General features: G+C 43.0%; 22 protein-coding genes. 18 read left to right on the top strand and 4 right to left on the bottom strand.

Translation table 11 applies throughout. From position 1 onward, the window contains the following. The first annotated feature begins 5 nt into the window (after positions 1-5). Positions 6-440 (top strand): hotdog fold thioesterase, encoded by a 435-nt coding sequence (locus GWR21_RS10910; RefSeq protein ID WP_162331777.1) that lies wholly within the window; start codon positions 6-8, stop codon positions 438-440. 26 nt (positions 441-466) lie between these two features. Here the strand turns inward: GWR21_RS10910 and GWR21_RS10905 are convergent, their stop codons facing one another. Further along, positions 467-1,093: an NUDIX hydrolase gene (locus tag GWR21_RS10905; RefSeq protein ID WP_162331776.1), complete on the bottom strand. Its 627-nt coding sequence runs from the start codon at positions 1,091-1,093 to the stop codon at positions 467-469. A gap of 38 nt (positions 1,094-1,131) precedes the next feature. On the opposite strand from GWR21_RS10905, the gene pyrE reads away from it, so the two are divergent. Both pyrE and GWR21_RS10895 read left to right on the top strand, forming a co-directional pair. Further along, a complete protein-coding gene (gene pyrE / locus GWR21_RS10900; protein ID WP_162331775.1) occupies positions 1,132-1,779 on the top strand; it encodes an orotate phosphoribosyltransferase in 648 nt (215 codons plus the stop codon). A gap of 68 nt (positions 1,780-1,847) precedes the next feature. Beyond that, positions 1,848-2,219, top strand: a complete 372-nt coding sequence (locus GWR21_RS10895; RefSeq protein WP_162331774.1) for a heavy-metal-associated domain-containing protein — start codon at positions 1,848-1,850, stop codon at positions 2,217-2,219. A gap of 74 nt (positions 2,220-2,293) precedes the next feature. Here the strand turns inward: GWR21_RS10895 and GWR21_RS10890 are convergent, their stop codons facing one another. Continuing rightward, positions 2,294-2,749: an LEA type 2 family protein gene (locus tag GWR21_RS10890; protein WP_162331773.1), complete on the bottom strand. Its 456-nt coding sequence runs from the start codon at positions 2,747-2,749 to the stop codon at positions 2,294-2,296. Between the two features lie 337 nt (positions 2,750-3,086). Here GWR21_RS10890 and GWR21_RS10885 point away from each other — a divergent pair, with 337 nt between their 5' ends. Both GWR21_RS10885 and GWR21_RS10880 read left to right on the top strand, forming a co-directional pair. After that, positions 3,087-3,722, top strand: a complete 636-nt coding sequence (locus tag GWR21_RS10885; RefSeq protein WP_162331772.1) for a WbqC family protein — start codon at positions 3,087-3,089, stop codon at positions 3,720-3,722. Positions 3,723-3,953: 231 nt separating this feature from the next. Further along, positions 3,954-5,351, top strand: coding sequence for a type III PLP-dependent enzyme domain-containing protein (locus tag GWR21_RS10880; RefSeq protein WP_162331771.1), 1,398 nt, complete (start codon positions 3,954-3,956; stop codon positions 5,349-5,351). 505 nt (positions 5,352-5,856) lie between these two features. On the opposite strand, the gene GWR21_RS10875 is transcribed toward GWR21_RS10880, so the two are convergent. Next, on the bottom strand, positions 5,857-6,666 hold the full coding sequence (locus tag GWR21_RS10875; protein ID WP_162331770.1) for a hypothetical protein: 810 nt from the start codon (positions 6,664-6,666) through the stop codon (positions 5,857-5,859). A gap of 181 nt (positions 6,667-6,847) precedes the next feature. Beyond that, positions 6,848-7,303, bottom strand: a complete 456-nt coding sequence (locus GWR21_RS10870) for an Hsp20/alpha crystallin family protein (RefSeq protein ID WP_162331769.1) — start codon at positions 7,301-7,303, stop codon at positions 6,848-6,850. A 231-nt stretch (positions 7,304-7,534) separates the two neighbouring features. On the opposite strand from GWR21_RS10870, the gene GWR21_RS10865 reads away from it, so the two are divergent. The 13 genes from GWR21_RS10865 to GWR21_RS10805 all read left to right on the top strand — a co-directional run bounded on the left by GWR21_RS10865 (position 7,535) and on the right by GWR21_RS10805 (position 19,774). Then, complete coding sequence (locus tag GWR21_RS10865) at positions 7,535-7,948, top strand: BrxA/BrxB family bacilliredoxin (RefSeq protein ID WP_162331768.1); 414 nt, start codon at positions 7,535-7,537, stop codon at positions 7,946-7,948. Between the two features lie 181 nt (positions 7,949-8,129). Further along, entirely contained in the window at positions 8,130-9,428 is a 1,299-nt protein-coding gene (locus GWR21_RS10860) for a prolipoprotein diacylglyceryl transferase (RefSeq protein ID WP_162331767.1), read from the top strand. A 2-nt stretch (positions 9,429-9,430) separates the two neighbouring features. Beyond that, on the top strand, positions 9,431-9,856 hold the full coding sequence (locus GWR21_RS10855; RefSeq protein WP_162331766.1) for a hemerythrin domain-containing protein: 426 nt from the start codon (positions 9,431-9,433) through the stop codon (positions 9,854-9,856). A gap of 300 nt (positions 9,857-10,156) precedes the next feature. Further along, positions 10,157-12,619 (top strand): outer membrane beta-barrel family protein, encoded by a 2,463-nt coding sequence (locus tag GWR21_RS10850; RefSeq protein WP_162331765.1) that lies wholly within the window; start codon positions 10,157-10,159, stop codon positions 12,617-12,619. Positions 12,620-12,801: 182 nt separating this feature from the next. Next, positions 12,802-13,368, top strand: a complete 567-nt coding sequence (locus tag GWR21_RS10845; RefSeq protein WP_162331764.1) for an RNA polymerase sigma factor — start codon at positions 12,802-12,804, stop codon at positions 13,366-13,368. Beyond that, positions 13,368-13,919, top strand: coding sequence for a hypothetical protein (locus tag GWR21_RS10840; protein WP_162331763.1), 552 nt, complete (start codon positions 13,368-13,370; stop codon positions 13,917-13,919). The genes GWR21_RS10845 and GWR21_RS10840 overlap by 1 nt, the downstream gene beginning before the upstream one ends. Next, positions 13,903-14,988: a hypothetical protein gene (locus GWR21_RS10835; protein WP_162331762.1), complete on the top strand. Its 1,086-nt coding sequence runs from the start codon at positions 13,903-13,905 to the stop codon at positions 14,986-14,988. Before GWR21_RS10840 ends, GWR21_RS10835 begins: the two co-directional genes overlap by 17 nt. A 51-nt stretch (positions 14,989-15,039) precedes the next feature. Continuing rightward, complete coding sequence (locus GWR21_RS10830; protein ID WP_162331761.1) at positions 15,040-15,780, top strand: head GIN domain-containing protein; 741 nt, start codon at positions 15,040-15,042, stop codon at positions 15,778-15,780. A gap of 160 nt (positions 15,781-15,940) precedes the next feature. Further along, positions 15,941-16,432 carry a YajQ family cyclic di-GMP-binding protein gene (locus GWR21_RS10825; RefSeq protein WP_162331760.1) on the top strand — a complete coding sequence of 164 codons (492 nt, stop codon included), beginning with the start codon at positions 15,941-15,943 and terminating at the stop codon, positions 16,430-16,432. Between the two features lie 159 nt (positions 16,433-16,591). After that, a complete protein-coding gene (locus GWR21_RS10820) occupies positions 16,592-16,843 on the top strand; it encodes a type B 50S ribosomal protein L31 (protein ID WP_162331759.1) in 252 nt (83 codons plus the stop codon). Positions 16,844-16,909: 66 nt separating this feature from the next. Continuing rightward, entirely contained in the window at positions 16,910-18,079 is a 1,170-nt protein-coding gene (locus GWR21_RS10815) for a putative sugar nucleotidyl transferase (RefSeq protein ID WP_162331758.1), read from the top strand. Positions 18,080-18,111: 32 nt separating this feature from the next. Beyond that, on the top strand, positions 18,112-18,873 hold the full coding sequence (gene tpiA, locus GWR21_RS10810; RefSeq protein WP_162331757.1) for a triose-phosphate isomerase: 762 nt from the start codon (positions 18,112-18,114) through the stop codon (positions 18,871-18,873). Positions 18,874-19,171: 298 nt separating this feature from the next. Further along, a complete protein-coding gene (locus GWR21_RS10805; protein WP_162331756.1) occupies positions 19,172-19,774 on the top strand; it encodes a 2'-5' RNA ligase family protein in 603 nt (200 codons plus the stop codon). Positions 19,775-19,856 lie beyond the last annotated feature (82 nt).

The raw sequence follows: 19,856 nt of genomic DNA, 5'->3' as shown, positions 1-19,856 counted from the left end.
CACTCATGAAACCGATATGGCACTCTCTGAATGTATCCCTTGACCAACTGAACGAAAGCGGTGCAAATACGATGTCTGCGCATCTGGGTATGGAATTTACAGAGATCGGACCGGATTATCTGCGTATGATTATGCCAGTCAATGAGCGTACAAGACAACCTTACGGATTACTGCACGGCGGCGCGTCAGCAGCACTGGCAGAAACAGTGGGTAGTGTGGCTTCTTCATTGATCATCGATCCGAAGAAACAGATCTGTGTAGGACTGGATATTAATGCGAATCATCTGAGGGGAGTGACTGATGGGTACGTCCATGCTATAGCAAAGCCATTGCATATAGGTGCAACGACACACGTGTGGGATATCCGTATTTGCGATGATGATAATAAACTGATATGTATCAGCCGGTTAACTGTGGCTGTAAGAGATAAAAAGGCTTAATGCAGTACGCATTAAGCCTTTAAAATTTATATCGCATATCCTTCTTTTGTGAAGACGTCGATAATATTCTGATAAGAGAACTTCATGTATTTTCCCAGGTGCTCCGGTTTAATCCACTGTATATCGATAATATCTTCTTCTATCTGAGGCACGGTTAGTTCGGTGCCGGTGAATTTCATCTTATACCAATAGGTATGTTTCAGCGTCCTTTTCTCTTTCCAGGTATAAAAATGGAAGGTTTCCCCGATTTTATGTTCTAAGGTCACATTGTGAAGGCCGGTTTCTTCGGCTACTTCCCTGATCGCGGCTGTTTCCAGGTTTTCGCCCGGGTCCTGTTTGCCTTTCGGGAGGTCCCATTTACCACGGCGGAACATCAGTAGTACTTCTTCCTCCTGGTTGGTGATCAGACCGCCGGCAGCTACCAGCACATGAAAATATGTTTTCACTTTTTCTACCAGGGCTGGTGCATCCGGGTGGATGAAAATAGCAGCTTCTGATTTTCCCGTCTCAAGGGCCTGTAATACCGATTCTACAGTAGCAGCGTCCGGTTCCGTATACAAGGGAGCATCCTTGTATTTTTCCGGAATACCCTGGTGAGTAGCGGTGATCAGCAGGGGACGTTCATTAAGATAAATAACAGTATCTGTTTGCATGTCGCAAATGTAAACTGTAATTAATTAATTTTGCCACTATGAGTACGATCAGCGAAAAACAGGTAGCAGAGAAACTGCTCCAGATACAGGCAGTAAAATTACGTCCTTCCGAGCCTTTCACATGGGCTTCCGGCTGGAAATCGCCTATTTACTGCGATAACCGTAAGATATTATCTTACCCTTATGTGCGCGACTATGTGAAATCAGAGTTATGCAATGTGGTATTTGAAACATTCCAGGATGCAGCAGTACTGGCCGGCGTAGCTACCGGTGGTATTCCATTGGGTGCGCTGGTAGCCGATCAGCTGAAACTGCCTTTTATATATGTAAGGGCAAAGGCGAAAGAACATGGTATGGGTAACCTCATCGAGGGTGTGCTGCAGCCAGGACAGCCTGTGGTAGTGGTGGAAGACCTGATCTCTACCGGTAAGAGCAGCCTTGAAGCGGTAAATGCGATCCGTGCTGCGGGTGGAGAAGTGATTGGTATGGTGTCTATTTTCAACTATGGATTTGATGTTGCTGTGAAAGCATTCGCGGAAGCAAAAGTGCCTTTCTATTCGCTGAGCAACTACAGTGCGCTGATAGAACTGGCAGTTGAGAAGGGAATGGTTTCTCCGGAAGAGCAGGCTACGCTGGAAGCGTGGAGAAGTGCACCGGACAAATGGAATGCAACACCAGCATTGTAAGCCATTCTTCCCAAAACGTCCTTTCAGTTAATAAGTATTCGTTATATTAGGGTTGTAAAAAGTAAATTATGCGTATCATCAAATTAGTATTGGTATTATTATTTGCGGGTATCGGCGTTACAGTGGCTCAGACTAAGAAGGGTACACTGGTAACAGCTAAGATCAGTACCCCAACTGTGCAGTGCGAACAATGTAAAAATCGCATAGAAAAGTACCTTTCAAGAGAAGAAGGCGTTCAGACGTCTAAAGTAGATTTCAAGAAAGGCATTACCACTGTGAAGTTCTTCAGCGATCGTACTAATATAGAGAACGTTAAGACTGCTATTGCGAATGCAGGGTACGATGCAGATAACGTAACTGCTAATGAAGAATCTTACACTAAACTGCCTACCTGCTGTAAGAAGCCGGAAGATGGTGGTCATAGTGATAAGAAACACTAGTACTACAGAACGTATTAAAAAGAAAGGCCTCGGTTGCATTGCAACGAGGCCTTTTTAGTTTTACACGGTTATGATCAGAAAAACTTAAGCGGCTGTTTTGTTTCGCATTTGATAGGAAAGGGCAGGTAGACGCCGCCTTTACCCACTTTGCAGTTTCCGGTTGCTTTAATGGTCACCTCTTTATTCATCAGGGCGCCCAGCGCATTCTTGAAGACATTGTCCATGTTCACTTCCAGTTTGACCGGAAAGTAAAAGGTGTCTTTGGCCGGAATAGCAATCATTGTATCCTGGAGGGAGTGACCAACGAGGTTGTCATCCATAAAAAGATCGAAAGAAGCGTCTTTTAATTTCAGTTTGAAATTATTCGGATTGTAATAAGCGAGGGTCAGCCTTACAATACTTTTGGAAAAGCCCAGATTGTCAAAGTTAATACCTGCTACTCTTACAAACTCAAGATCTTTCGCTTTCTCGCATGAACTTGCTACGCCCCAGATTGTTAGAATGATAATGCCGAGTCTTAAAAACTTCATGAAGATTTTTGGCAAACCTACGGCAAACCCCAGAGATGGCAAAAGCAGTGGCCGGGAATTAGGAAAGTTTTAACCTCTTTAAAATCACAACCTTAATATTTTACTTTAAGTAGACGGTTGTAGGCAAATTGAACAAAAAAGGTACTAATTAGTTTAGTAAATTTGCGCCTTCGTAACTTTTCGGTGAAATAGAAGCATGCTAAAGGGGCTAGTATATTTATAATGCTACTATGAGCTGTGTATCATAAACTTAATGGTACTTACCAGGAAATAAAACACAGACTAATTAACTTATTGAGACATACACTTTTAGCGATAATTTACCAATATAGACTACATGGCAGCTGACGCAAGTAAGAGGACATTACTCATTGAAACACAGTATTTTCCAAGTATTTCCTTCTACAAGGCTTTAACAAATCACGATAACCTGCAGATAGAGCAGCATGAACATTACCAGAAGCTGAGTTACCGGAACCGTTGCTACATAGCAGGACCGAACGGAAGTATACTGTTAAGCGTTCCGCTGGCGCGTGGAAAAAACCAGCGGACGGTCATGAAGGATGTACGTATCAGCAATGCTGACCGCTGGCAGGCATTACACTGGAAGACGCTCGTATCTGCCTACCGTCGTTCTCCCTGGTTTGAGTATTATGAGGACGAGCTGGGAGCATTATATGAAAAACCGGTATCATTTCTGCTGGACTGGAACAACACCTGTCTGGAATGGGCCAATAGAATTATTGGTGTTCAAATGCCGATAGCGTTCACCGAGGAGTATAGGAAATCTTATGAAGCTGATAGCCATATTACGGATGCCAGGGATGTGATCAGGCCGTCTGAAAAAGAGATTGGGGAGGACACCGTCAGGTATACTCAGGTGTTTCAGGACCGCGTTGGTTTCCTGCCCGACATGAGTATTCTGGACCTGATTTTCTGTGAAGGAAAGCGCAGTCTGGAGCTGATCAAATAGCGGTGAAATATGATGCGGATTACGTGATAAAAAACTGAAACGTAACGTTTTAGCATAATATTTAACCGTTTTAAAAAAAAAGAAACTTTTTGCCCGGCTAATAACACAAAATATTTAGCTTTGCAACCAATTTTGCTGGGTTCCGAACTGACGTAGGTGTGTAAACCAGGAGTTTTCCAGCGAGGGTTGTGATGGCTTTTTACTAATCCTTAAAACGTTTGATAGGTTTAAATGAACAGCACCTACACAGATCTCGTTAACCAAACCTTCGAATTTCCACAGGAAGGTTTTGATGTTCAGGATAACTACCTGGAATTTAATGGGGTGAATATCAAGGCTTTGATAGACAAGTACGGAACACCTTTCAAGCTGACGTATCTGCCGAAAATCGGTATGCAGATCAACAAGGCGAAGAAAATGTTCCAGGATGCAATTAAGAAGAACAGGTACGACGGCAACTACTACTACTGTTATTGCACCAAAAGTTCGCATTTCTCCTTTATAATGGAGGAGACGCTAAAGCATGGTATTCATATCGAGACTTCCTTTGCGTATGACATCGATATTATAACGAAGTTGTATGAAAGGAAGAAGATCAACAAGGATACGTTTGTTATATGTAATGGTTTTAAGACCAAGCCTTATACCAAAGCGATCGCTCGTCTGATCAATTCTGGTTTCCGTAATGTGATTCCGGTACTGGATAACAAAGAGGAACTGGAGGATTATAAGAAGTTTGTACGTACAAAGGATAAGACGAAACTCGGTTTGCGTATCGCAGCAGAGGAAGAGCCTACCTTTGATTTCTATACATCCAGATTAGGTATTCGCTCCCGTGATGTACTGGAGTTTTATATCGATAAGCTGAAAGGGAATGAAAGATTTGAGCTGAAAATGCTGCATTTCTTCATGAACAAGGGTATTAAAGATGATATTTACTACTGGAGCCAGTTTAACCGTGTGTTAAACCTCTACTGTCAGTTAAAGAAGATCTGCCCTGAGCTGGATAGTATCAATATCGGTGGCGGTTTCCCGATCAAACATTCACTGGGTTTCGATTACGATTACAATTACATTGTAAACGAGATCGTTGCCAATATTAAGTCTGTTTGTAAGAAGAACAAGGTAGCCGTTCCGCATATCTATACTGAATTTGGTTCCTTCACAGTAGGTGAAAGTGGCGCTGTCATATACAGTGTGGTAGGCGAGAAGACACAGAACGACAGAGAGAACTGGTATATGATCGATAGTTCCTTCATTACCACCCTCCCTGATACATGGGGTATCGGTGAAAAGTTCCTCATGCTGCCTATTAATAAGTGGGATCAGGAGTACCAGGAGGTACATCTGGGCGGGCTGACCTGTGATGGACATGACTTTTATACATCTGAAGAACATATAAATGCGGTGTTCCTGCCGAAAGTAGGTGGAGAGGAACCATTATACATTGGTTTCTTTCATACAGGTGCTTATCAGGACCAGTTAAGTGGATATGGCGGTATCAAACACTGTCTGATCCCTTCACCGAAACATGTGGTCATTGGATATGACAAAAACGGGCAACTGAAAGACTGGCTCTATGCCAAGGAACAAACTGCCCAAAGTATGTTGAAGATTTTGGGTTATTAAAAAAATGGGTTAGTAATCCACTGAAATACCCCGCGATTTTTCGCGGGGTTTCTTTTTGCCACAATTAGAACGCTAGCATTTCTTCCCCACTCAGGTCCGTTTTATTTTACAGATACAGCTGTAAGCGAAATAGAAAAAGTAATCTGTACGAATTCATTCCCCTGTGTTCGCTGTATTCAATTCCAATCTTAATTCCTGATTATTAATAAAAAAAATAGGCTCCCCTTATGCAGAAGAGCCTTTCCATGGCATAGGTTTACCATCAAAGCATAAAGGAAAATAAGACCAGCGAAGGGATAAAAGGTTGTGGTGTACAGGGAGATAAGACGCAGTCGGTGTATAGGGATATCAGTCGGTGTATAGGGATAATAGAACCCTGTTGTTTACATCACAAAGATATGACCGGCCTGACTCCTAAGAAATACCCGAAAGTTGTAATTTTTTTAACACTTCTTTATCATTGGGGGAAAGTGCTCACACGGAAGTGTACCCTGCGGACTTGACCTTAATTATCTGAGGGTGTCCCGTTATCGAGATAACTGATAGCCGTCTCACATTGCTTTTCAATTTCTACAAGACAGGCTTCCAGTAATTCCTTGTTACCGTCCAGATATTTTGATTTGCCTGAACGGGACAGTCCTTTCAGGATAATAAACTGTTTCGTCAGGTGCTGGCTCAGCAGGGAAGAATGTTGTTTTTGCTTCTGTAGGGTGCGTTCGTGTTCAGTAATAAAGATGTTCTTATAATGCGCCCCCAATACGCGGATCAGGAATAATATATAAAAGGCGGTCAGAATAGGATTGAACGTCAGGCTTTGTTCCGGCGTGAATCCAGGTGTACTGTATACACTAATATGATTCACCTGGATCCAGGCTACCAGTGACAGGTAACCGCAAAGCAGACCACCCAGTATGAGTGTAGCTCTTATGTCTGTCGCAATATAGCAGAACAGGATGCTGACGATCCATACCATAGAATATCTGGGAGACAGGTCCTGACTATTTAGAAAAGAACACGCTGCCGGGATGATCAATGTAAGGAATGCAGCAAGAATACTGATGGTCTTGACAGGCACACCTTTTCTGACCAGTAAAAGACAACTGATGAGTGTCACCAGGAATGCAGTGCTTAATAACAGTTCCGTTGTATTTCGTGTGTAGAGACCAATCAGGTATTTAGGGATCAAAAGCAGCAGATGGAAGAATACATAGTCAAACAACAGCCTCGCATTACACCGGTCTTTGGAGTCCGTTGTAACGTGTAACACCTTGCCAATCACTGCATTCCCTATTGTGCGGTAGGTGTTTAAAGCCATTAAATATATTTTATTCGTCAACTGCAGCATAGCCATACGGTTATATGAGCAAATTATCCTTTAAAAAGATTTTCACTCTTCAACGTTTGTGTGAATTATTTGAATGGCGGCTATGCCTTATAAATAAAAAAATCCCCTCCCGGAGGGGAGGGGATTTTCACACGTTATCCAACCCTTCTACTTATTCAACTACAATTGCTTTTGCTGCATCCTGCACTTTTTCTTTCTTCGCCAGCTGCAATCTGAGTACGCCATTTTCATATTTCGCCTGGATCTTTTCAGCATCCACCTGCTCATTTACCGTAAAGGAACGTTTGAATGAACGGAAGCTAAATTCTCTGCGTAATTGTTTCTGATTTTCGTCTTTCTGCTCGGGGGCCTTTTCTGCGCTGATGCTCAATACTTTGTTGTCAAGATTGATCTTAATGTCTTCTTTAGAGAAACCAGGAACCAGTAAGTCTACCTGATAGCCCTCTTTAGTTTCTGTGATGTTCACCGGAGGGTAAGCACCATAAAAATCATTGGTGTGAACGTCGTCTTTCAGGAATCTGTTGAAACCTGCATTATTAAAGATGTCTTCTACTAATCCGTTGAAAGATTTTACTGCAGGAGCCTGGTTGAATTTTACGAATGTCATAACTTATAATTTTTTGAGTTTGTTTTAAAATTTGAACAATTGGGTATATGCAAATGGAATACCATGGCATAAAAGCTGCTATTTTGCTATAAAACACTGTTATAGAAGAGACTTTTTGTCTGTATGTAGTTATTTTATATGACATATAGTCATATCTATTCAAGTTTTTCTATTTATCTGCTGAATGATTTAACTTTGTCAAAACTATCGAACAAAAAAAATTGTAGTTATATGTATCCAGCAGAACTAGTAAAGCCCATGAAGGCAGAATTAACAGATAATGGTTTTGAAGAATTGCTGACACCTGAGAAAGTGGATGAGATCTTAAAGAAAGAAGGTACTACCCTGGTTATGATCAATTCCGTGTGTGGTTGCTCCGCAGGTAGCGCGCGTCCAGGTGTATTACTGGCAGTTGCTCACAGTGAGAAGAAACCAGACAGATTAACTACCAGCTTTGCAGGTTTTGATCTGGCTGCGATCCAGCAGATCCGCGCTCACCTGTTGCCTTATCCTCCATCTTCTCCTGCTATCGCTTTATTTAAAGATGGACAGCTGGTTCACTTTATTGAGCGTCATATGATTGAAGGACGTCCTGCGCAGATGATCGCTGCAAACCTGGTGGACGCTTTCGCAGAATATTGCTAAGGACAAGTTTCCGGATCATAATCCTTTCCCTGTTGTCTGTTAATATATTGTTTACGCAATAGAAAAAGGGATTATGATTTGGAATTTGTAATTTTTACAGCTTACTTTGGTGGTTTGATTTTCCGTTTGACTAATTCGGCTTTGTTCATAGGAAAATTCAGATCACCAATTTTTTTTTGCCATGTATCCTAATCTATATTACGCGTTTAAAGACCTTTTTGGCATAGAAATCCCTGTATTCAAACTGTTACAAACATTCGGATTCTTTGTTGCTATAGCCTTCCTGGCTGGTGCTTACGTATTGACCAATGAACTGAAAAGAAGGGAAAAGTTAGGTTGGCTGAAAGGTGTACCTGAGACTATCATTACCGGCAAACCGGTTACTGCTGGAGAGGTACTGTTCCACGGCGTGCTCGGATTTATTCTGGGATTTAAAATACTCGGACTGGCACTAGACTGGGCAGAGGCTTCTCAGGACCTGCAATCATATATGTTATCTGCTAAAGGAAGTGTGCTGGGTGGTTTACTGCTTGGTGGCATTTTGGCCTATAGCAAATTCCGCACTGGCAAAAAACAGGAGAAAGCCACGCCGAAAGAAGAGACTGTTATTGTAATGCCCCACCAGCGTGTACCTGACATTATCGTAATGGCGGCTGTTGCCGGACTGCTGGGCGCCAAGATATTTCATAATCTGGAAAACTGGAATGACTTTTCACAGGACCCGATCGGTTCCCTGCTTTCCTTCAGTGGACTTACCTTCTACGGTGGTCTTATCGTAGCAGCGGTAGTGATCATTCGTTATGCTGTCAGGAAAGGGATTAATGTGTGGCAGCTGATTGATAGTTCAGCGCCGGCACTAATGCTGGCATATGCTATTGGCCGTATGGGATGTCACTTCTCAGGGGACGGTGACTGGGGTATCTATAACAGCAGTTATGTAACAGATGCTGCAGGTAAAGTCGTGCCAGCTGATCCTACCAGGTTCCAGCAAATGGTGCAGGCAAGTCAGCAATTCTTCTCCAGACAATATGCAAGTATCGAACATATTCCGCATGCACCTTTTCCTAAGCCTGCAGGACTGAGTTTCCTGCCGGACTGGTTTTTCGCATACGGTTATCCACATAACGTAATTAATGAAGGGGTTCAGATGGCTGGCTGCACAGGAAAATATTGCAGTGTATTGCCAGTAGCTGTTTATCCGACTGCATTGTATGAAATTATCGCCTGCCTGATATTGTTCGGTATATTATATGCCGTACGTAAGAGAGTGACCGTACCAGGTGTGGTTTTTGGTATCTATCTTATCTTCAATGGTTTAGAGCGTTTCTTTGTTGAGAAGATCAGGGTGAATACTAAGTATGACATCTTCGGATTTCACCCTACACAGGCTGAGATCATCTCCTCTTTAATGGTGATTGGTGGTGCAGGTTTGATCTGGTATTGCCGCAAAATAAATAAAGCAGCAAAACCAGCAGTCTGATTATGCAAAGACATCCAGTCCTGATACCCTTATCGCAGGAACATCAACGTCTCTTATTCGTTTGCCGCTATCTGAAGAATGACGCAGCAGCTTATGAGGGGTTCCCACTAGAAACCAATGCCAAGCTGGCCTACATTGTAAAAGTGTTCCAGGAAATCATGGTACCGCATATCCAGAAGGAAGAATACCTTTTCGAAATGTGTACCGGTCATCATCCTGAAATAGATCAGCTGATTCAGGAGCTCATCCTGGAGCACCAGCAGATCTCCCGTATGTACAGCGCGCTGACAGATAATACTGATATGATCGCTGCGATGGACGTACTGGCCCGCAGTCTTGAATTACATATCAGAAAGGAGGAAAGACTACTTTTTGAAAAGATACAATCCCTGCTACCCCATATACTGGAAAGTATCATATGGTCATAAGCAGGATCTTCACATCATATTATAAAGGCGTTGCCACCAGGCAGCGCCTTTTTTATTGTTATAATTTTTTTTCTGCAACGAAAGCTGATCTCAGTCGTCTTTAGTATAAGTTCCTAAAAACTTTATCAAACTTTTACCAATCATCCCTATTTGGGAACCGTTTGTGTAAAACTATGTACTATGCAATGCAAACTACCTACCTTTACACTGTAGTTGTTTAAGAAAGGTTCTGTAGTTAGAACGGTTCTATGTAAATAAATAGCTAGTTTAAAACCTATAATAAATTTAAATCCTCCTTATATGAAATCGACCACTACATTGTTGGCCTCATTTTTACTTCTGTGTAGCATTAAAACCATCCAGGCACAAAGTATCGAAACAGCCCGGATCTCCGGCCGGGTATTACAGGCAGGTGAAAAACCTGTAGAATTTGCAACTATTACGTTACTGAAAGCAAAAGATTCCTCCCTGGTAAAAGGCGCTGTCGCAGATATCGAGGGTAAATATGAGTTCGAACAGGTAAAACAGGGTAAGTACCTCATCGCCGCAGCTTATGTTGGCATGACCAAAGCTTACAGTAAACCTTTTGAAGTAAAAGGTAACACGCCGGTATCCATCGAGTCGCTCGTGCTTGGCGCAGATGCCAAGAATCTGAAAGAAATAAATGTGACAGCCAAGAAGCCGTTTATCGAGCAGAGAGCCGATAAAATGATCGTCAATGTTGAGAACAGCATCGTCGGCGCAGGTGGTACTGCCATGGAAGTACTGGAAAAATCACCTGGCGTCTCTATAGATAAAGATGATAATATCAATCTGAAAGGTAAAAGTGGGGTTGTTATCATGATTGATGGCAAGCTCACTAACATGAGTTCCCAGGACGTTGCGCAGCTGCTTAAAAGTATGCCCAGTAGCAATATTGAGCAAATTGAACTGATCACCAATCCTTCCGCCAAATATGACGCAGCTGGCAACGCCGGGATCATCAACATCAAACTGAAGAAGAACAGAATGGTCGGCAGTAACGGTAACGTATCTGTATTCGGCGCATATGGTCTGACGCCAAAATATGGTGGTGCATTAAACCTGAACCATCGTAATGAGAAATTCAATCTCTATGGTTCCTATAACTATAATCACCGTGAAAACCAGCAGCACCTTGGTTTGTACCGCACAGGTAGTATCGAAGGACGACCTACTGTTTTTGACCAGGACAATGAAAGAAAAAGAAAGTCAGACTACCATGGTGCTAAAGTGGGTATGGACTACTTCATCAACAAGAGAAATACTATTGGTGTGATGGTAGACGCAGGCTTCAGAAATTCCAGCGAACCTGCAGAAGCAGTTACTAAAATAGGTGATGGTACAAGAGTCGATTCTACCCTGAGAACACATACCAATATGGATGGCACCTGGAAACGTTTTGCGTATAACGTTAACTACAAGACCATTCTGGATACTGCTGGTAAAGAGCTGAACATTGACCTGGACTATGCACGTAACTCAGAAGAACGTGGAAATGATATCTTCTCTACTATCTGGGATGCTGGCGGCAAAGACTATATGCGTGGTGACTCTACACGTAACAGTCAGCCTAACAGCATCGACATTAAAACAGTCAAGGCCGACTATGTTCAACCGCTGCGTAACCAGGCAAAACTGGAGGCTGGTTTTAAACTGAGCTTTGTGAAGACCGATAACGATGCAAAATTTGACTCACTGCGTAATGGTAACTGGGTGTATGACAGAAACCGTTCCAATCACTTTATCTATAAGGAGAACGTGAACGCTGCTTACATCAACTATCAGAAACAGTTTAAAAAGGTAAACGTACAACTGGGACTGCGCGCTGAGCAGAGCAATATAGAAGGTAATTCTATCACGATGAACCAGGTGACTGATACCAGCTATTTCAACCTGTTCCCAAGTGTATTTGTAAGCTATGATGCCAGTAAAGACCATCAGCTGGGCTTCTCTTACAGCCGCCGTCTGCAGCGTCCTGATTACGAAGACCTGAATCCGTTTCAGATCTACCTTGACAGATATACACTGATCTCAGGTAACCCATATCTGAAACCATCATACGCAAACAGTATCGAGTTCACACATACGTTCAAACATTTCCTGACCACCTCTGTCGGATATACACATACAAAAGATAAGATCACACAGATCGTTGAAGCAGACAAAGACGTAGTAACAGGTGATACACTGAATATCCGTTACAAGTATCTCAACGTGGCGAAATCTGATATCGTGAACCTGAACGTGTCATTCCCGGTGACCATCACCAAATGGTGGAGCAGTTTCACTTACATGTCTGCCTACTATAACAAGTTCCAGACTGTCGTAGATAACCAGTCTGTGAATATTTCCAGCGGTGGTTTCATGGGCCGTACACAACAGACATTCACACTGCCTAAAGGTCTGAGTGCCGAAGTGAGTGTATTCTATCTGTCTCCGCAGATCGCTGATGAAGGACTGTTCAGAATGAAACATATGTGTGCTGTTGACCTGGGTTTCTCCAAACAGATCCTGAATAAAAAAGGAAGTCTGAAGCTGAACGTAAATGATGTGTTCAATATTCAGCGCTTCCGTGGAAACTTTGAAAATGGTGGCCGCTACACCGGTGTTAGCAGTAAATGGGAAAGCCGTCAGGTAAGACTGACATTCAACTACCGTTTCGGAAATACCAATGTGAAAGCAGCCCGCGCCCGCAAAACCGGCCTGGAAGACGAACAGGGCCGTGTGAAGGACGGGAACTAATCTGACCTGTTTTTAGGTATATATAAGGATGGATAGGACGTGACCTGTTCTCAGGTTGCGTCCTTTTTTTAAATGTTAGAGACTGATTGTTAGCTTATTGTGATTGAATAAATGCCTTTCTCCGCGTTTTGCAAAAAATATTCTCTCCCCGTGCAACCTTTTTCCAAAATAATGTCTTTATAATGCAAGCATCAGCCAACAACTTGAACAATACAGCCATAACAGACCACCTGGTGTCCCGGTGTAAAAAAGGAGACACACACGCATTTCGTGAGTTATACAACGCTTATTCTGCAGCAATGTATAATATCTGTCTGCGTATGACAGGGAATCAGGCAGATGCCGAAGATACCTTGCAGGAGGCCTTTATGCAGGTGTTTAAGAATATAGAACGGCTGGAAAATGCAGGTAGCGTAACAGCATGGATCAAACGTATTGTCGTGAATCATTGCTTAAGTCACCTGCGTAGAAAGAAAGTATATTTCGAGGAAGTGGACAATATAGATGTAGAAGAAGAAACGATCGTAGACGAAAATGATTTTGCATGGACGGTAGCAGCTATAAAAGATGCGATACACGTATTACCGCATGGCTACCGTACCGTAATAAACTTGTACATATTTGAAGAGTACTCACATAGAGAAATCGCCTCCATGCTGGACATTTCTGAGTCAACAGTGAAAACACAGTACATGCGTGCGAAGGATAAAGTGAGACAGATTATAAAACAAAGAAAATTAATACGCTGATGCCAGAAAGTAGTTTTGAAGATTTTGTCAGGCAACACCGTCAGGAATTTGAAGAAGCCGGACCCCCTTCGCGGATCTGGGCACAGTTAGAAGAGCAGCTGGTTCCCCGTAAGAAAAACAGGGTGATACAGATGATCGGCCGTCACTGGCTGAAAGCTGCCGCCATCCTGGTGCTGGTAGTCAATAGTGTTATGATCTACCAGTTTCTGCAAATGAAAAAATCGCAGCACCTTATTAACGTGTCGCCTGAAATGCAGGAAGCCAAAACATATTACACTTCGCAGATAGAACAGCGTCTGCAGACAATAAAAAGTTACCCGGCATCAGTGCTCGGACTGGACAGTGTCGGCCGTAAGGAACTGGAATTACGCAATGAAACTTATCAGATGCTGGAAACAGAACTGATGCAGAATCCGGGTAATGAAAGGATTAAAGCTGCAATGGTCCGCTATTATCAGATGAAGCTGGACCTGCTGGATAAAATATTAGAAGAGCTGCGGGAAAAACAGCCGGTAAGCCAAAAGCAATCAAATTATGAAAGAGAGATTTAGTATCCTGTTATTATTATTGCTTCCCATATTCACCTATGGCAAGAAAGGAGACAGTGAATTTAAAAAGGTAATCGTAAAGGAATTCAGCACGAATCCGAATACAACACTGAGCGTGGCCAGCAAGTACGGAAAGATCATCGTACATACCTGGAATAAAAATGAGGTAAAAGCCACCATCACCATCACTGGTTTTGGAAAGACTGTAGAAGAAGCGACTTCTATCGTCAACATGGTAGAGATCGACGTCAACAACAACGGTAATAATGCCAGTCTGCAAACGCAGTACAACCCTTCTGCCTCAGGCAGTAAGTGGTTTTCCTGGGGTGGTAAGAAAGACTCCAAGGATTATGTAAATATTGACTACGAGATGTATGTGCCCGAAAGACTGGCCAAACTGATGATAGACAACAACTTCGGAGATGTGATCACGGATGTGCTTTCTTTCCCGGCAAGTATGCGCCTGAACTATTGTAATTACGATATTAAACAGGCAGAGAGAATGCTGGAACTGAACCTGAATTACTGTGACCGCGGACGTATTGGAAAGGGTGAGAAAGTAAGCATCAGGGCAAACTATTCCAATCTTAAGAGTGATGCTATCGGAGAACTGACCGCCAGGTCCAACTATTGCGAATACAATATTGGTACTGTAGGCGAACTGACTACCAACGGTAATTACGATGAATACAACATCAATAAGGTAGGTGCCTTTGATGGAAGGAATACCTACACGGACTTCCGTTTTACAGAGTTGCAATCAGCAGTGACAGGTAAGCTGGTGTATGGAGATCTGTCCGTGAAAGCACTCAGCACAGGTTTTAAAGGCGGCGATCTGAGCCTGACCTATACTGATATTAAAATAGGTATACCGCAACGACTGGATATGCATATGAAGATCCAGCTGAACCAGGGAGATGTAGCTACAAAAGAGCTTTCCCTGAAGAATGTCACTAATATCAGAAAGAATTCGCAGGTAACATATTCGGCTTCCACTTCCGGCGCAGATGACCGGTCTGGTACACTGGTAATAAACGGCGTCTACAGTGACGTACAGTTCGAAAGCCGTTAGTCGCGGAATACGGATCGATTATATAACATCCTTCATCGTTAAATCTCATGTATGAAAACATTACGTTTACACTGGCTGTTGCCAGTATCACTAGTGCTGTTCACGTTCGCAGCGTCAGCCTTTACAATTAAAATTAACAATGAAAAGGTAACCGGTAGCGGTAATATCAGATCTGAATCCCGTGATCAGGGGCAGTTCAGAAGTATCATTACGTCCGGTTCCTACAATGTATATATCACGCCTGGCGCTAAAAGCGATATCAGGATCGAGGCAGATGATAACCTGTTACCGCTGATCGAAACAAAGGTGAGAGGAAATGATCTGGAGATCCAGACCAAAAAAGGATACGATATCAGGCCTACAAAAACGATCAATATTTATGTGACGATCGATCAGCTGGAAGAACTGAAATCAAGTGGAAACGGTGGTTTCTACAGTAAAGGTCAGCTGAAAGGTAACGATGTGAAGTTTTCCTTCAGCGGTTCTTCGAATACAGCCATCGACCTGAAGGCCAGTAACCTGGACGTGAGCGTATCAGGCACTGCCAAACTGAATCTGAAAGGAAATATTCCCGCTACGAAATACGACATATCAGGTACGGCGGATGTAGAAGCCCTGGACCTGCAGGCATCTAATGCGGAGGTGAATATTTCTGGTACCGGTAAGCTGGATATCGCGGCAGACAAGAAACTGAATGTAGCAGTATCGGGTATGGCGAAGGTGCGGTACAAAGGAACACCCGTGATCAATCAGAGTTCTTCCGGCTCAGCCAAGATCTCCAGGATCGAATAAAGATAGTTGTTGGCTGCTTGTAGCAGAATACAATGCAGCCTGTTACCGGAAGGCATTCCGTTGACGTACCCCGGGTATTGTCCCGGGGTTTTTTATTACTAGCAAGTAATGATCTATATTTGTAGCCCTTAAGTAATTAACAGATATAAAATATTTCAACATGCCATCCTTTGATATTGTTAGCAAAGTGGATACACAGACACTTGATAATGCGGTAAACACCGTGAAAAAGGAAATTACCAACAGGTACGACTTTAAAGATTCGCATGTAAGTATAGAATTGAATAAAAAGGACCTGGCACTGGTTATAGAAGTAGACAGCGATATGAAACTGGATCAGGTAATAGATGTATTGATCAGCCGTACGATGAGACAGGGGCTGGATGGTAACATCTTCGACCTGAGCAAGGAACATTACCAGAGCGGTAAGGTGGTAAAAAAAGACGTTCCTGTAAGAAATGGGATCAAACAGGAAGATGCCAAGAAAATTGTGAAGCTGATCAAAGATGCCGGTCTGAAGGTACAGGCGGCCATTATGGACGATATTGTGCGGGTAACAGGTAAAAAAATAGATGATTTACAGGAAGTTATACAGAAGGTAAAAGAAGCGAACTTAGGTATTCCATTCCAGTATGTAAATATGAAGAGCTAAAATTTTTAGCCTTCATGTGTTGTTTTTATAAAAAATATTTTACCTTTGCAACCTGTCTAATAATATTGGTATGAAACCAAGCATGGCATTCATCATGCATTACGAAGAATGAATATGCGGGGTTGCATCTGGTAACAAAAAGAAAATTAACAAATTCAGATGAAACAGGGAATCCATCCAGAAAGCTACAGATTTGTAGTATTCAAAGATATGTCTAACGGTACTACATTTTTAAGCCGTTCTACCGCTCCTTCTAAGGAAACTATCACCTGGGAAGATGGCAACGAGTATCCGGTAATTAAGCTGGAAATTTCCAATACTTCTCACCCGTTCTATACTGGTAAAAACGTATTGGTGGATACAGCAGGTCGTATCGACAAGTTCAACAAGCGTTACGCTAAGAAAGCCTAATCAGGCAGCTAAAATATTTTCAAGAATCCCATCGGCTTTTCGGTGGGATTTTTTATTTTTATCCCTATGGAGCGGAATTACATTCTTTTTGACACACCCGCACGAGAGTTGTTATATCCCTTCACTCACACAAGACCGGTGGCAGCCTGCCGTATTGGTATACTGACCATCCAGGAAAAATGGGAACGCTGGCTGAATGCCCCCACCAGTCACCTCACTGTTCCATACTTACAACAGAAATATCCGATTAAAAAAGATGAGACCAGACCGGCAGTCATGATCCGGGGCAATGTGCTGCCCAATGAGGCGCTGTTACAGGCTATTGCTGCATTGCAACCTGGTCAGTCTCTCTACAAAGAACAGGAATTACTGGCGAAAGTGACAGCAGGAAGTGATCCGGATGCAGCACCTATAGAACGAAAAGAGTATCTTGGCGAAATATCTGTTGTCAGGAAGCCCTGGGACTTCTTTCTGTTAAACGACAAGGCGATCCGTAGTGATTTTGCACTGCTGACTGCCGGTCGTACGTCTGCTCCACTCAGTGATACCAATAAGATCACTAATGCGGCAGATATTTTTCTGGAAGAAGGAGCAGTCGTATCGCATAGCATCCTGAATGCAGCGACCGGCCCTATTTATATTGGCCGGAACGCAGAGATCATGGAAGGGTGTCTCGTAAGAGGACCGCTGGCAATGGGAGAGAAGGCCGTGCTGAAAATGGGCACGAAGGTATACGGAGCCGCTACACTGGGGCCTGGTAGTGTCGGCGGAGGAGAGATCAAGAATGTGGTGATGTTCGGATATTCCAATAAAGGACATGATGGTTATCTGGGTGATGCGGTGATCGGAGAATGGTGCAACCTGGGTGCTAATGCCACCTGTTCTAATTTGAAGAATAATGGCAGTACAGTAAGGGTATGGGTGGAAGCACTGAACAGCGCGGAAGCTGCCGGTACCAAATGTGGCTTACTGATGGGGGACTATAGCCGGTGCGGCATTGGTTCCCTGCTGAATACGGGTACCGTGATCGGTGCTTCCTGTAATATATTCGGAGCTGGTTTCCCTCCTAAATTTGTACCCTCTTTTTCATGGGGGGGGGCGGATAAAGTAGAACGCTACCGGATAGAACAGGCACTACGCGACATCGAAACCTGGATGCAGTTCAAAGGACAACAAATGACAGAGACGGACAAGCAGATACTTGAATTTCTGTTTGCCAAGTTCGCGGACGATTAACAACACTTTTTAAAATCAATATAGCGATAGACATGAGAAAAAAAATCGTTGCTGGAAACTGGAAAATGAACCTGACCATCGGACAGGCAGAACAGCTGATCAATGACATTCTGCAGGCTGGCCTGCGTTTGAAAGATGGACAGGAAGTGGTACTGGCCACGCCTTTTCCATACCTGTTGAAAGCAAAGGCATTACTGAAAAATACGCCTGGTTTTTACCTGGCTGCGCAGAACTGTGCATCTGAAAAATCTGGTGCATATACCGGTGAAGTATCTGCTGAAATGCTGAGCTCTATTGGTGTTGACTATGTGATCCTGGGCCACTCGGAAAGAAGAGAATATTTCCAGGAATCCAACGCTGTCCTGGCAAAGAAAGTTGATCTGGCACTGGCAAATGGCCTGAAGCCGATCTTCTGTTGTGGAGAGCCGCTGGAGATCAGAAAGGCAGAAACACAGAACGACTATGTAGCAAAACAGCTCGAAGAAAGCCTGTTCCACCTGACCGAAGAGCAACTGAAAGATGTTGTTATCGCATACGAACCAATCTGGGCTATCGGTACAGGTCTGACAGCAAGCGCTGCTCAGGCACAGGATATGCACGCGTTTATCAGAGCACAGGTTGCTGCTAAATATGGCAGAGAAGCTGCATTACGCCTGACTATCCAGTACGGTGGCAGTGCAAAACCTTCTAACGCAGCTGAACTGTTCGCTTGTCCTGACGTTGATGGTGGTCTGATCGGGGGGGCATCTCTGGTAGCTGCTGACTTCCTGGCTATCGTTAGTCATCTGGGATAAATCCATAGTAAATTGATTACATAAACGGACTGGTAGCTTACCGGTCCGTTTTTTTTGTGCTTAAAAACACGTTTTTCTCAGGAGAACATGTGAACGGGATAGTAAAATGCTAAGAAAATGATGCAGTTAGAACATGTTCTGCTAATTATAATAGGCTTATTGTCAATGTTTTAATCATAAAAGCAAAAATATTTAGTATTAAAATGCTAAAAATATTAGTATTCTAATCAGGGTTTCCTATATTTGTAATGTCAATATTCAAGTAACCAGTACATCTTAATTCTAAAACTACTTGGTTATGCATACAAATAACAACATTGCATTTGAACAGGAGTATGATTACCTGTTGGTAGTAAGCCCGGGAACTCATATTGCTAACGATGTAGCCACGTTAAAGAAATTAGTAGCCCAGGAGCTGGGCATGTATGGAAGTCGCTTTTCTAACGCGCATATCAGTCTTTTCAGATCTGTTTTCCCTGAAAGATTTCAGGAAGATTTCGTTCATATGCTGGATGAAATTGCCAAACGGCAATCAGGCTTCACGCTGTATACTTCAAAGTTTGACCATTTTGAACATGGGCCCGACAAACGTACTATTTATGTCAATGTAGCCAATCCCAAACCCCTCGTTGAGCTGCATAAGCGAATACTCCATGAGTTTGATATAAAGCCGGGAACGTTTAAGCCGCATATTACTATTGCCAGGGCCATTACAACACCTGAATTCGATCGTGTATTCGACCATTTTTCCAATCAGGTCTTTGTACGCAGCTTCCAGTGTAAAAGCTTCATGCTGTTACGTAAGCCGGCAATCGGTGGAAATTATGAGCTTGTAAAGGAATTTATATTCGGTGATGAGGCTGTTCAGCAGGAAGTTAACCTGTTCAACTATGCTGCATAACGGATTGCATATATACTTGTTCTTATCGGCTTTTATCCCCTGTTTGTTAACCGCTCTATTCAATTTAATTTTTCCTTTTACC

It is taken from the genome of Chitinophaga agri (assembly GCF_010093065.1).
Lineage (GTDB): Bacteria > Bacteroidota > Bacteroidia > Chitinophagales > Chitinophagaceae > Chitinophaga > Chitinophaga agri.
The sequence above is the reverse complement of the archived record's forward strand: the minus strand, read 5'-3'. Positions and strand labels throughout refer to the sequence as shown.